The sequence below is a fragment of the Microbacterium sp. 10L49 genome, assembly GCF_056395125.1.
On record NZ_JBFTIW010000001.1, the window covers coordinates 271,488 to 284,575 of the forward strand.

Genomic DNA, 13,088 nt, shown 5'->3' on the forward strand with positions numbered 1-13,088 from the left:
TCGCGACCAGTGAGCGGAGGCGGACGACGCTCAGCCCCTGGGTGCCGGCAGCAGATCCAGCACCGTCTGCCTTCGCTGCGGGCCGATGACGGGCCCTTCGCCTGCGCCATCGAACAGCGCCGCGGTGCGCTGCATGTCGAACGCCGGCCATCCCGGATCGCCGTCGCGGATGAAGCGCACCCAGGCGTCGTGCATCGCGCTGGCCAGGGCCTGCGGGGGCGCGGTGCCCGCGATCTTGGCGCTCTCGGGATCGCGGAGCCGGTCGAACACGAACCCGATCTCCAGGGCATGCGCGGCGCGCAGGTCACGCACCGGACTCGGCCACGAGAACTCGTACACGAACGTCTGCGCGGTGCGGGCGCGCGCGACCCGGGCGGCCGGCGCGCGCAGCAACAGGTCTGTGGCGAGCTGGCCGAACACCTCCCCGGTGCTACCTCCAGGATGGTCGGCACGTACGGCCCTGGCGGCTGCGGCCGGGATCCGCAGGGCGAGCCGCGCGAGCAGGAGCTTCGACGGCCGGATTGCGGCCAGCGCCTCCGGCGGGAACCACAGACGGTACTCGTCGGTGTTGGTGCCGATCAACAGCGGCACATCGACGTCGGCGAGCGCCTCGTGCGGTGATCGCGGCAGCGAATCGGGATCCAGCACGAGCTGGAAGCCGGGGGCACCGCCGAGCGGGGAGGATCCGGCGGACTGCGCGCGCCGTGCCTCGAGCAGGGCATCCGGAGTGAGAGACGTGAATGCCTCGCGCGTCGCCGCGACGCCGAGGCGCTTCGCGAGCTGCTGGGTCACGCGTCCGCCGCGCTCCGGCGTCTGCGCCTCCAGCGGTCCGGACTGCACGATCGCGCCGCGCACCAACGCGCGGGTGTCGGGCCGGGAGAGCAACGCTGCCACGAGCGCGCCGCCCGCGGATTCGCCCATGAGCGTGATCCGATTCGGGTCGCCGCCGAACGCCGCGATCTCGTCGCGCACCCAGTGCAGGGCCGCCGCAACGTCCTGCAGCCCCAGGTTGCGGGGCGCCCCCTCGAGCACCGAGAAGCCCTCGGACCCCAGCCGGTAGCCGACGCTGACGAACACCACCCCGTCGCGGGCGAACGCCGTGCCGTCGTACATCGACAGTGCCGCCGTGCCGCGCTCGAGTGCGCCGCCGTGGATCCACAGCACGACAGGGGCCGAGTTCGCGTCGGCCGGAGCCCAGACGTTCGCCGTGAGGATGCCGTCGCCGTCGATGCGGACGCTGCCGAGGATCTCCGCGGTCGCCCCTGCATACGGCAGTTGCGGGGCCGTCGGACCGAATGTCTCGGCGTCGCGAGGTGCAGACCAGGGTTCCACCGGTTGCGGGGTCCGGAAGCGGAGTTCGCCGAAAGGGGGCGCCGCGTACGGCACGCCGAGGTAGCGATCGATACCGACGTCACGTCGGCCGAGCAGGTCGCCGGAGGAGATCCTGGTGCGCACGACGTCCTGACCCATGGCCACATCCTAAGAGTGTCGTATCCTCGGTCCGCTCCCGGCCCGGCAGGATAGGATTGGCACTCAGGTCGCACGAGTGCCAACGGTGAGGAGGAGTGATGGTCTCAGAACGCGGACTCCAGGTGCTCCGTGCCATCGTCGAGGACTACGTGGAGACGAACGAGCCGGTCGGCAGCAAGTCGATCGTGGAGCGGCACGCGTTCGGCGTGTCCGCGGCCACGATCCGCAACGACATGGCCCAGCTCGAGGACGAGGACCTCATCGCGGCGCCGCACACCTCTTCCGGGCGCGTGCCGACCGACAAGGGATACCGTGTCTTCGTCGACCACCTCGCGCAGGTGCGACCGCTCTCTTCGGCACAGCGCAACGCGATCACGGCCTTCCTCGCGGATCCTGCCGACCTCGATGACCTCATGGTGCGCACGGTGCGCGTGCTCACACGCCTCACCGGCCAGGTCGCGCTGGCGCAGTATCCGTCTTTCGCTCGTGCGCACGTCACGCACGTCGAGCTCGTCGCCCTCGGCCCCAGCCGGCTGCTGATCGTGCTGGTCACCGACGCCGGCGGTGTGTCGCAGCGGATCGTGCCGCTGCCGGTCGAGCTCGACGAGCCAGAGCTCGGCGTGCTCCGCGCGGTCATCACCGAGCTGTTGACCGGCCGTTCGGTGCGCCGCGGTGCCGAGCGCGTGGAGGCGGCGGCGGAGACCTCGTACGGCCCTCGGATCGACGCGGCCCTCGGTGCGCTGCTGCGCGCCGTTGCCGAGGAGCTCGCGGAGTTCCGGCAGGAGCGCCTGGTCATGGCGGGGGCGGCGACCCTGGCCCGCCGGGAGCACGACTTCCGCGGCAGCATCCATCCGCTCCTCGAGGCCATCGAGGAGCAGGTGACGCTGCTGCGCCTCATGAGCGAGATGCACGTCGACGAGCACGGACTCGCGGCGAGCATCGGCACGGAGAACGCCGCGTTCGGCCTCGGCGAGGCCTCGATCGTGGCGAGCGATTACCTGACGCATGGCGGTACCGCGCGCGTGGGCGTGATGGGGCCGACCCGCATGGACTATCCGAGCAACCTCGCGGCGGCGCGGGCCGTGGCCCGCTACCTGTCGCAGCTGCTCGAAGAGGATGAGACCGGCCGTTGATCGGCCGCACGAACACGCATGCCGCCGACGGCGGCCCGGAAAGGCGATGGTGACGGATCACTACGAGGTTCTCGGCGTCTCGCGCGATGCGAGCGAGGACGAGATCAAGAAGGCGTATCGACGGCTCGCGCGTCAGCTGCACCCCGACGTGAACCCCAGTGAGGATGCGGCGGAGCGGTTCAAGCTCGTCACGCACGCCTATGACGTGCTGAGCGACGCCGACTCGCGGCGCCGCTACGACATGGGCGGCGACCAGAACGGCAACGGCGGTTTCGGTGGGTTCGGTGGCTTCGGCGACATCTTCGAGACCTTCTTCGGGGGCGGAGGGGCGCGCGCGGCCCGGCCGCGTTCGCGCCGGGAGCGGGGCCAGGACGCGCTGGTGCGGGTCACGCTCGAGCTCGGCGACGTCGTGTTCGGTGTGCACCGCGACATCGACGTGGACACCGCCGTGCTGTGCGAGACGTGCCAGGGCTCCTGCTGCCAGGAGGGCACCTCACCGGTCACCTGCGACATCTGCGGCGGATCCGGACACGTGCAGCAGCAGGTGCGCAGCCTGCTCGGCAACGTCATCACGACCGCGCCGTGCGGCTCCTGCGAGGGCTTCGGCACGACGATCCCGTTCCCGTGCCAGACCTGCAACGGTCAGGGACGGGTGCGTTCGCGCCGTACCGTTGGCCTCGACATCCCCGCCGGCGTCGAGACCGGCCTGCGCCTGCAGCTGCCCGGATCCGGCGAGGTCGGCCGCGCGGGCGGCCCGAACGGCGACCTGTACGTCGAGGTCACGGTCTCCCCGCACGCCCGCTTCAGCCGCGACGGCGATGACCTCCTCGCCACGCTCGAGGTGGCCATGAGCGACGCGATCCTCGGGACCACCACGACCATCGAGTCGCTGGACGGACCCGTGGATCTGGAGATCCGCCAGGGTCTGCAGTCGGGGGACGTCCTGACGATCAAGGGCCGCGGCGTCACGCCGCTGCGCGGAACCCAGCGCGGCGACCTGCGCGTCGGCGTACAGGTGCTGACCCCGACCAAGCTCGACCATAAGGAGCGCCAGCTCATCGAGGACTTCGCCAAGCGCACCAAGGCACCGGCGCCGAAGCTGGCCGAGTTCCACCAGGGGCTGTTCTCCAAACTGCGCGACCGCTTCCGGGGCTGACCCGCGATGGCCCTGCACTTCGTGACGCCCGACGCGACGGCGGCCGCGGCCGGTTCGGTCCTCGCCCTCACCGGCGCCGAGGCCAAGCACGCCGCTGTCGTGCGCAGGGTGCGGATCGGGGAGCCGATCACGCTGGGAGACGGGGCGGGCGTCTGGCTCGAGGGCGAGGTCGCGTCCTCGGCCCCCGGCCTGGTGGAGGTGCGCATTCTGTCGCGCAGGGAGGATCCGAGACCGGATCCGCGGATCCTGCTCGTGCAGGCGCTGGCGAAGGGCGACCGCGACGAGCTCGCCGTGCAGGCCGCGTGCGAGCTCGGCGTCGACGAGATCGTTCCGTGGCAGGCGGCGCGCAGCGTCTCCCGGTGGGAGGGGGCCAAGGCGGTGAAGGGCCGGGAACGCTGGGCCACGATCGTGCGCGAGGCCGCCAAACAGGCCCACCGATCCTGGATCCCGGAGGTCGCATCCGTCGAAGCGACAGCCGACTTGGCACGCCGTGCGGCGACGCAGCGGGTGCTGATCCTGGACCCGACGGCGCCTGCGGCGCTGTCCGCACTCGTCCCGGACGAGCGCGACATCGTCCTGGTCGTCGGCCCCGAGGGCGGGATCGCCCCCGAGGAGATCGAGCGCCTCGTCGGCGCCGGTGCGGAACGCGTGCTGCTGGGCGACACCGTGCTGCGCACCTCGACCGCGGGCCCTGCCGCCATCGCGGTGCTGAACGTGGCGCGCGGGCGCTGGTAGCCCACGCTCGCCGGCACCGCGCGGATAGACTGATTCCATGAGCGAACCCTCGATCTTCACGCGCATCCTGAACGGGCAGATCCCCGGCGAGATCCTGCTGGAGACCGAGGATGTCTTCGCAATCCGCGACATCAACCCGCAGGCGCCTCTGCATGTGCTCGTGATCCCCAAGTCCGAGCAGTTCCGCGACGTCACCGAGCTCGCCGCAGGCGACCCCGGACTCATGGCGAAGATGGTCGCTGCGGCGAAGGAGATCGCCGACGAGCACGCGAACGGCGAGTACCGCCTGATCTTCAACAACGGCGCGAGTGTCGCGCAGTCCGTCTTCCACGTGCACGCCCACGTGCTCGGCAATCTCGAGGAGAACAAGCTCGTTGGCTTCTGACGACACGGCCGAGGGCGTCGCGCCCTCCCAGTCCGTGACCTCCGCCCGCATCGAGGTGGACGGGGTCGCGATGGTGCAGCTGCTCGGACCACAGGACCGGCTGCTGCGCATGCTCGAGAAGGAGCATCCGGCTGTCGACGTGCTGGTGCGCGGCAACGAGGTCACCCTGACCGGTGAGCCCGCCGCGGTGCGCTCGGCGCAGAAGCTCGTCGATGAGCTCATCGAACTGACGCGGTCCGGGCATGCACTCGCCCCCAGCGACATCGCGCAGTCGGCGCGCATGCTGGAGCGCGAGGGCGTGCGCCCGAGCGAGGTCCTCGGCGAGGCGATCCTGTCCACGCGCGGACGCGTGATCCGGCCGAAGACTCTCGGTCAGAAGGAGTACGTCGACGCGATCGATCAGAACACGATCGTGTTCGGCATCGGCCCCGCCGGCACCGGCAAGACCTACCTCGCGATGGCGAAGGCGGTGCAGGCGCTGCAGCGCAAGGAGGTCGAGCGGATCATCCTCACCCGCCCGGCCGTCGAGGCCGGGGAGCGGCTCGGATTCCTGCCGGGCACCCTCACCGACAAGATCGATCCGTACCTGCGCCCGCTCTACGACGCGCTGAACGAGATGATGGATCCCGAGATCGTCCCCAAGCTCATGGCGAGCGGCACGATCGAGGTGGCGCCTCTGGCGTACATGCGCGGGCGTACTCTGAACGACTCGTTCGTCGTGCTGGACGAGGCGCAGAACACCACGCCCGAGCAGATGAAGATGTTCCTCACCCGGCTCGGGTTCGGCACGCGCATGGTCGTCACAGGCGACATCACCCAGATCGATCTTCCTCAGGGCGCCTCCGGACTGCGCGTCGTGACCCGGGTGCTGAAGGACATCGACGACATCCACTTCTCCCGGCTCACGAGTGACGACGTCGTGCGCCACTCGCTGGTGGGCCGCATCGTGGATGCGTACACCGAATACGACGAGCAGCGCACCGCGGCCCGCACCGAGCGCGAGCAGGCGGCGGAGTTCGCCAACCGCGCCGAGCGCCGTGCGGGGCAGCAGCGCCCGGGACCCCGAGACCGCATGCCGAAACGAGGCCTGAAATGATCGAGATCAACAACGAATCGGCCATCGCGATCGACGAGACGGTGCTCCTGCGCCTCACCGAACGCAACCTGGGCCAGCTGAACGTGAGCGCGGATGCGGACGTCGCCATCGTCCTCGTCGACGAGGGCGCCATGGAAGCGCTGCACGTGCAGTGGATGGACGAGCCAGGGCCGACCGACGTGCTGAGCTTCCCGATGGACGAGCTGCGTCCCGGCACCATCGACCGGCCGACACCGCCCGGCCTGCTCGGCGACATCGTGCTGTGCCCCCAGGTCGCGGAGACCCAGGCGGCCGCAGCCAAGCACACGCTCATGGACGAGCTGATCCTGCTCACCACGCACGGTCTGCTGCACCTTCTCGGATTCGACCACGCCGAACCCGAGGACGAGAAGGAGATGTTCGGCCTGCAGCGCGAGCTCATCGCCGGTTTCGCCGCCGATGAGCGCTCCCACGGTCGATGACGCCATTCCTGCTGCTCGCCGCCGCGATCCTGCTCGTCGCGTTCGGCGGCCTGATGGCGGCGATCGACGCGGCGCTGTCCGTGACCTCGCGGGCGGATCTGGAGGAGATGGGATCCGAGGGGCGCAATGCGCCGGCCCTCGCCAGGATCGCCGCGGATCCGGAACCGCACGCGAATGCGGTCGCCTTCATGCGTGTGTTCGTGGAGACGGCGGCCGCGGTACTCGTCACGGTCGCCCTGGTGCTGCTGTTCGACGATCAGATCTGGTGGGCGATGCTCGCCGCCGCGGTGATCATGACCGGCATCACCTTCGTCCTCGTCGGGGCGAGCCCGCGATCCTTCGGTCGCCAGCACGCCGACGCGATGCTGAGGGTGTGCGCTCCCACGGTCCGCGCCGTCCGGGTCATCCTCGGCCCGGTCGCGCAGGGGCTCGCGGTCTTCGGCAGCCGGGTCACCCCGGGGGCGGGGCGGAGCACGTTCGCGACCGAGACGCAGCTGCTCAGCATGGTCGACGAGGCGGCCTCGCACGACCTCATCGAGGCGGACGACCGCGAGCTGATCCACTCCGTCTTCGACTTCACCGACCAGTTCGTGCGCGCGGTCATGGTGCCGCGCACCGACATGGTCACCGTCGACGCCGCTGCGACCACATCCGAGGCGATGGATCTCTTCCTGAACCGCGGCGTCTCGCGTTTGCCCGTCGTCGATGACGAGGCCGATGATGTCGTCGGCGTGCTCTACCTCAAGGATCTGGTGCAGTTCGCCTACCGGGACGACCGCAGCTGGCGGGCCGCCTCGGTGCGCCGGCTCGCCCGGCCCGCCGTGTTCGTGCCGGAGTCCATGCGTGCGGAGACGCTCCTGCAGCAGATGAAGCGCGAGGCCGTGCACGTGTGCATCGTGATCGACGAGCACGGCGGGATCGCCGGGCTCGTCACGATGGAGGACCTCATCGAGGAGCTCGTCGGGGAGATCTCCGACGAGTACGATCGGCCCGGCTCCGAGGTCGTCGAGCTCGAGCCGGGGCACTATCGGGTGAGCGGGCGGATGAGCCTCGAGGACGTCGGCGAGTTGTTCGGCGTCGAGCTCGAGGACGACGACGTGGACTCCATCGGCGGCCTGCTGGGCAAGGAGCTCGGCCGCATTCCGACTCCCGGCGCGACGGCCGTCGTGCGCGGGCTTCTCCTCACCGGCGGGGCCTCACGGGGTCGCGGCCGCGGCATCGAACATGTCTTCGTGGAGCGGGCCGAGGAGCCGCTCGCGGGGGATCAGAACAAGGAGAACCACGATGAGCGATGAGCGCGACACCGAGACCCCGACCCCGCACCGCAGCGGGTTCGTGACGTTCGTGGGTCGGCCGAACGTCGGCAAGTCCACGCTGACGAACGCGCTGGTCGGCGAGAAGATCGCGATCACCAGTGAGAAGCCGCAGACCACGCGGCGCGCGATCCGCGGCATCGTGAACCGCCCCGACGGACAGCTCGTGATCGTGGACACCCCGGGCATCCACCGCCCCCGGACCCTTCTGGGCGAGCGCTTGAACGACCTCGTCGGGCAGGTGCTCGGTGACGTCGACGTGATCGGCTTCTGCGTGCCGGCGACCGAGAAGGTCGGCCCCGGTGACAAGCGCATCGCGGCGTCGCTGGACGGCTATCCGCGGGCGAAGAAGGTCGCGATCGTGACCAAGGTCGACATCGCGGAGCGCGACGAGATCACGGAGCGGCTCATGGAGGTCGACTCCCTGCGCGAGGACTGGGCGGCCGTGATCCCGCTCTCCGCACTCACTCGGGTGCAGCTGGACGTGCTGGCGGACGAGGTGCTCTCGCTCATGCCGGAGGGCCCGTCCCTGTACGAGGACGACATCGTCACGGACGAGTCCACCGAGGACCGCATCGCCGAGATGATCCGCGAGGCGGCCCTCGAGGGCGTCCGCGACGAGCTGCCGCACTCGATCGCCGTCGTGGTCGACGACATCTCACCGCGCGAGGATTCCGACCTGACCGATGTGCACGCCTCGATCGTCGTGGAGCGAGACAGCCAGAAGGCGATCATCATCGGACGCAAGGGCACTCGGCTCCGCGATGTCGGCGCGACCGCCCGTGCGGGCATCGAGGAACTGCTCGGCACCCGGGTGTTCCTGGGTCTGCACGTGAAGGTCGCCAAGGAATGGCAGCGCGACCCGAAGCAGCTCGGGCGGCTGGGGTTCTGACATGAGCGTCGCCGCGCGGCAGTGGATCGCTCCGGAATGGGGCGGTCCGGAGCGGTGGCGGCTGGCCGACACGACGGCACCGGATCCGCAACAGGGCGAGGTGACGATCCGCGTGCACGCGGCGGGGATGAACCCTGCGGACCGCAAGCACGTCGCCGTGCCGAGGCCGGGCGTCGAGCTGCCGGTGCCGATCGGCTATGAGGTCTCGGGCGAGATCCTCGCGATCGGACCGGGCACGCGGATCGGATCGGGGGAGGCGCGAGTCGGCGACGAGGTCGTGGCCTTCCGGGTCCAGGGCGGGTATGCGAGCGCGCTCACGATCCCCGCGGAGAAGGCCTTCCGCAAACCCGCACGCCTGTCGCACGCCGAGGCGGCGAACCTGCTGCTCGCCGGCACCACGGCCGCGGAGATGCTCGAGCGCGTGCACGCTGAGGAGGGTGAGACCATCCTGCTCCACGGCGCCTCGGGCGCGGTCGGGGTCATGGTGCTGCAGCTGGCCGCACTGCGCGGCATCCGCGTGATCGGCACCACGAGCGAGGCCGGCGCCGAGCGCGTGCGTCGGTTCGGCGGCACCCCCGTGGCTTATGGCGAGGGTCTTCTGGACCGGGTCCGCGCCACCGGCCTGGCCGTGGACGCGGCGCTGGATGCGGTCGGCACGGACGAAGCCGTCGACGTCTCCCTCGCTCTCGTCGGGGACCGTTCCCGGATCGTCACGATCGCGGCACCCGGTCGCGCGGCGGAGCACGGCTTCCGCGCCATCGCGGGATCCCAGCCCGGCAGTGCAGCGTTCCGCGACGGGATCCGTGGCGAACTGGTGCGTCTCGCGGACGAAGGACGGCTGGTGGTGCCGCTCGCGCGCACCTATCCGCTCGCCGAGGCCGTCGACGCCACTCGTTTCCTCGCCGAGGAGCATCCGGGCGGCAAGCTCGCGCTGATCCCCTGACGGACAGCGGCGATCTCGAGCGCGGTCTCCGCAGACTCCGCGCATCGGGAGGGCGCCGGTATCACCAGCCGCCGGAGGATCCGCCTCCTCCGCCACCGCCGGAGAACCCGCCGCCGAAGGAGCCGCTGGAACTCGACGACGAGCTCGGCGTGGGGGTCGGGCTGAGCGAGCTGTTCATGCCGCTGAGCGAGCCGGCGAAATTCGCGCCGGTGTAGCCGTAGTACCAGCCGGGCGTGATGCCGTCGTGCTCGTACTGCACGGCAAGCACCTGCCCCCACTCGCGTTCCATGCCGAAGAGCATCGCGTAGGGGAGCAGCCGCTCGTACAGCACGATGACGTCCACCGTGCCGTCCGCGCGGCGTTCCGCGCCCCGGTACGACTGCAGCATGCGGATCCGGTCCGCCTCGGCCAGCCGGATGTACTCGCGCACCCCGAGCAGGTACTCGCGCGCCTCAGCGCCCTGCGGCGTGAGGACGGCGCGGCGCGGCAGCGACACGAGGATGGCGACGATCGCGACCGCCGATGCGACGATCGCGACGACGAAGGTCGCGATGGCGGCAGGACGGCCCACCGCCATGCCGGGCGCGGCCAGCACGATCGCGCCGAGGCCCGCCGCGAGTGCGATGACGCTCAGGACCACCGCGAGCACCGAGCGCCGCCGGGTGAGCAGACCACGCTCGAACGCGGCGACATGGGCGGACCCGGCGAGGGCCTTGAGCCGGGCGACCAACGGATCGTTCGGCACCTCGAGATGCAGCGTCGTGCCGACAGGATCTCCGGGGAACAGCGCATGCAGAGCCTCCGCGTCGAGCGCATCGGGGGAGCTCGACGGGTCGAGGAGCTCGAGCACGGGCTTGCTCTCGCCGTCAGAGATGCGGATCGCCCTGTGGACGGCGAGGTGCACCATCTCGGCGGAGTTCGCGACGGGCCGTCGACCCTCGATCTCGGCGGCGAGGACCGGGGGAAACGTGTCAGGCACGTCGTACTGGGCGACCACGATGCCGCGGCCGCTGCGCCGTCCGTTCCGGCGCAGCAGTCCGATGCCGAGGATCGGGCCACCGATCGCGAGCAGCACGGCGAGACCCGCGACGGGATACGGCGCGACGTCGGTCATCGGATCCGGCTGGCGTGCTGGAGCCTGGGCGAAGGTTCCCGCCTTCATCGGGAAGGCGACGGTGACACCGGATCCGGCGGGGACGTTCTCCTGCGTCACGGCGAACCCGGTCCCAGAGGCGGGGGAGAGCGTGCAGCGGGTGGTGGAGTCGACGGGCCCGGCGTAGCAGGAGGGGGCGCCGATCATGGCGGCATCGACGTCCGGGGCGAAGGAGAGCTCGGCGGAGAAGTGCGCGATCGGCTGCGCGGAGTTCAACGGGAGCAGGTTCCAATACCACTCGTCGATTGCCCGGTCGGTGGGCCGATGCACGACATCGCGCATCGTGTAGCGGATCACATAGGTGTTGCGTCCGTGCGCGAACCTGTCAGGATCGCCGATCTTCAGTTGCCGCTCGCCGTCGTCGGTCTCGCTGTCGTCGTACGGCACCGCCTTGCCTGCGCCGTCGGTGATCGAGACGACGTGCAGCCCGAGTGGCGCGCCCTCGTACCAGGTGGGCAGGCCTCGGAGGATGCCGTGGTTCTGGTCGAAGTCGGGGAACTCCGCGACGAGCGTCTCGGTCACCGCCAGCATCGCGCGGCCGTCGGCGTCGCGGCTGAGCAGATACCGCGCGTCCCAGGACGCGTAGGAGAAGTCGTTCGTGTCGGCGTGCGCGGCGGGTGCCGCCAGCAGTGGGGCCAGCACGAGGGCGAGGGCGCCGAGCAGGGTGAGCAGCCGGGCGCGCAGTCGAGCCGTCATGCCAGCCAGACTATCCGTCTCACCCGTCGCCCCGAGGTCGTCCGCGAGCGGGCGCGCTGTGCGCGTGCCCGCTCCCGCACGCGAGGATCAGTGCAGCGCACTCGTCTCGATGATCGTGCGCAGCGCCGCCTCGTCGTTCGCGATCTCGGTGACGCGCTGCGGGGCCGCGAGCAGGGCCTGCAGCTCGTCCGACAGCGGCAGCTCGATCCCGAGCGCTTCGGTGATGGTCTCGCCGAACTTCTCCGGCTTGGCGGTCTCGAGCACGAGCATGGGCACGCCGTCCTCGATGAACGTGCTCGCGACCTTCACGCCGTCGGCGGTGTGCGGGTCGATGATCGTTCCGCTCGCGTCGTGCACGGCGCGGATCGTGGCGAGCCGGTCTTCGTGCGTGCTGGTGCCGCTCACGATCCCGAACTCGTCGGCGAAGCGCGGCAGATCCGCGGTGAAGTCGAAGACGCCGGTGCGGGCGAGGTCGTCCCAGGCCCCGACGACGCGCTGCGGGTCGCGGCCGACGAGGTCGTAGATGAAGCGCTCCAGGTTCGATGCCTTGGAGATGTCCATCGACGGGCTCGACGTCGCGAGCGTCTGTGCCGCGCTGCGCGGACGGTAGAGCCCGGTGCGGAAGAACTCGTCCAGCACGTTGTTCTCGTTCGCGGCGAGCACGAGACGGCGGATCGGCAGGCCCATGCCGCGCGCGAAGAAGCCGGAGAGAATGTTGCCGAAGTTCCCGGACGGCACCGCGAAGGACACCTCGAAGCCGTCCCGCTCGGCAGCGGCGAGGCCGTCGGTCGCGCGCAGCCACGCCCAGAAGTAGTAGACGACCTGCGCGGTGATGCGGGCGAGGTTGATCGAGTTGACCGCGCCCAGGTGCTGCGCGTTCTTGAAGTCGAGGTCGCCGGCGAGGTCCTTGACCAGGTTCTGGCAGTCGTCGAAGACGCCGTCCACGGCGATGTTGTGCACGTTCGCGTCCTGCAGCGAGTACATCTGCGCGCGCTGGAACGGGCTCATCCGTCCCTGCGGCGAGAGCATGAAGACGCTGATCCGGTCCTTGCCGCGGAGGGCGTGCTCGGCCGCCGAACCGGTGTCGCCCGAGGTGGCGCCGACGATGTTCAGCACGCCGCCCGTGCGCTCGAGGGCGTACTCGAGCGCCTGCCCGAGGAACTGCATCGCCATGTCCTTGAACGCCAGCGTCGGCCCTTCGGAGAGCCCGACGAGCGTGATCCCGCCGCCGATCGGCGTCAGCGGCACGGGCTCGGCGAACACCGCGGGGGAGTACGCCGCCGCGCACAGCTCCGCCAGATCCTCGCGCGGGATGTCGGTCGCGAACAGGCCGAGCACCTCGGTCGCCAGCTCCGCGTAGTCGAGTGCCCGCCAGGACTCGAGGGTCGCCGCGTCGACCTCGGGCAGCCGCTCCGGGACGAGCAGGCCGCCATCGACGGCCAGGCCCTCCAGGAGCGCCTCGCTGTAGGTCTTCGGCTCCCCGCCACCGCGGGTGGAGATGTACTGCACGAGTTGCTCCTCGATTCTCGGGCGTCTCGGATCCGCTCGTAGGGGGTGCGGATCCGCGTGCATCGATTCTCGCAGGTCCGTCACAGCCCTGACGCCCCTGTGTCGCCGTGCTAGCATGACGGCATGCGCGCAGGCGGTCTGCTCCT

At 70.5% G+C, this 13,088-nt stretch carries 12 protein-coding genes; 9 read left to right on the top strand and 3 right to left on the bottom strand.

What is annotated here, in order from left to right; translation table 11 throughout:
• Positions 1-30: 30 nt before the first annotated feature.
• Complete coding sequence (locus tag AC1DCT_RS01265; RefSeq protein WP_477229196.1) at positions 31-1,470, bottom strand: carboxylesterase/lipase family protein; 1,440 nt, start codon at positions 1,468-1,470, stop codon at positions 31-33.
• Positions 1,471-1,568: 98 nt separating this feature from the next.
• Here AC1DCT_RS01265 and hrcA point away from each other — a divergent pair, with 98 nt between their 5' ends.
• The 9 genes from hrcA (at position 1,569) to AC1DCT_RS01310 (ending at position 9,584) form a co-directional block, all read left to right on the top strand.
• Positions 1,569-2,603, top strand: a complete 1,035-nt coding sequence (gene hrcA / locus AC1DCT_RS01270; RefSeq protein WP_441975771.1) for a heat-inducible transcriptional repressor HrcA — start codon at positions 1,569-1,571, stop codon at positions 2,601-2,603.
• A 49-nt stretch (positions 2,604-2,652) separates the two neighbouring features.
• Positions 2,653-3,759, top strand: a complete 1,107-nt coding sequence (dnaJ, locus tag AC1DCT_RS01275; RefSeq protein ID WP_477229338.1) for a molecular chaperone DnaJ — start codon at positions 2,653-2,655, stop codon at positions 3,757-3,759.
• Between the two features lie 6 nt (positions 3,760-3,765).
• Positions 3,766-4,494 (top strand): 16S rRNA (uracil(1498)-N(3))-methyltransferase, encoded by a 729-nt coding sequence (locus AC1DCT_RS01280; RefSeq protein ID WP_477427077.1) that lies wholly within the window; start codon positions 3,766-3,768, stop codon positions 4,492-4,494.
• A gap of 37 nt (positions 4,495-4,531) precedes the next feature.
• A complete protein-coding gene (locus AC1DCT_RS01285; RefSeq protein ID WP_477427079.1) occupies positions 4,532-4,879 on the top strand; it encodes an HIT domain-containing protein in 348 nt (115 codons plus the stop codon).
• 70 nt (positions 4,880-4,949) lie between these two features.
• Positions 4,950-5,975 carry a PhoH family protein gene (locus AC1DCT_RS01290; RefSeq protein ID WP_477427738.1) on the top strand — a complete coding sequence of 342 codons (1,026 nt, stop codon included), beginning with the start codon at positions 4,950-4,952 and terminating at the stop codon, positions 5,973-5,975.
• Complete coding sequence (ybeY, locus tag AC1DCT_RS01295; RefSeq protein ID WP_045270489.1) at positions 5,972-6,436, top strand: rRNA maturation RNase YbeY; 465 nt, start codon at positions 5,972-5,974, stop codon at positions 6,434-6,436. Before AC1DCT_RS01290 ends, ybeY begins: the two co-directional genes overlap by 4 nt.
• Entirely contained in the window at positions 6,433-7,731 is a 1,299-nt protein-coding gene (locus AC1DCT_RS01300; protein WP_477427081.1) for a hemolysin family protein, read from the top strand. Before ybeY ends, AC1DCT_RS01300 begins: the two co-directional genes overlap by 4 nt.
• Positions 7,721-8,641, top strand: a complete 921-nt coding sequence (gene era / locus AC1DCT_RS01305; protein WP_477427082.1) for a GTPase Era — start codon at positions 7,721-7,723, stop codon at positions 8,639-8,641. The genes AC1DCT_RS01300 and era overlap by 11 nt, the downstream gene beginning before the upstream one ends.
• Before the next feature lies 1 nt (position 8,642).
• Positions 8,643-9,584, top strand: a complete 942-nt coding sequence (locus AC1DCT_RS01310) for an NADP-dependent oxidoreductase (RefSeq protein WP_477229195.1) — start codon at positions 8,643-8,645, stop codon at positions 9,582-9,584.
• A 61-nt stretch (positions 9,585-9,645) separates the two neighbouring features.
• Here the strand turns inward: AC1DCT_RS01310 and AC1DCT_RS01315 are convergent, their stop codons facing one another.
• Together AC1DCT_RS01315 and thrC are read right to left on the bottom strand one after the other, a co-directional pair.
• The gene (locus tag AC1DCT_RS01315) at positions 9,646-11,433 is read right to left on the bottom strand and encodes a DUF2207 family protein (RefSeq protein ID WP_477427084.1); all 1,788 of its coding nucleotides are present in this window, start codon (positions 11,431-11,433) and stop codon (positions 9,646-9,648) included.
• 87 nt (positions 11,434-11,520) lie between these two features.
• Complete coding sequence (gene thrC / locus AC1DCT_RS01320; protein WP_440731586.1) at positions 11,521-12,942, bottom strand: threonine synthase; 1,422 nt, start codon at positions 12,940-12,942, stop codon at positions 11,521-11,523.
• Positions 12,943-13,088 lie beyond the last annotated feature (146 nt).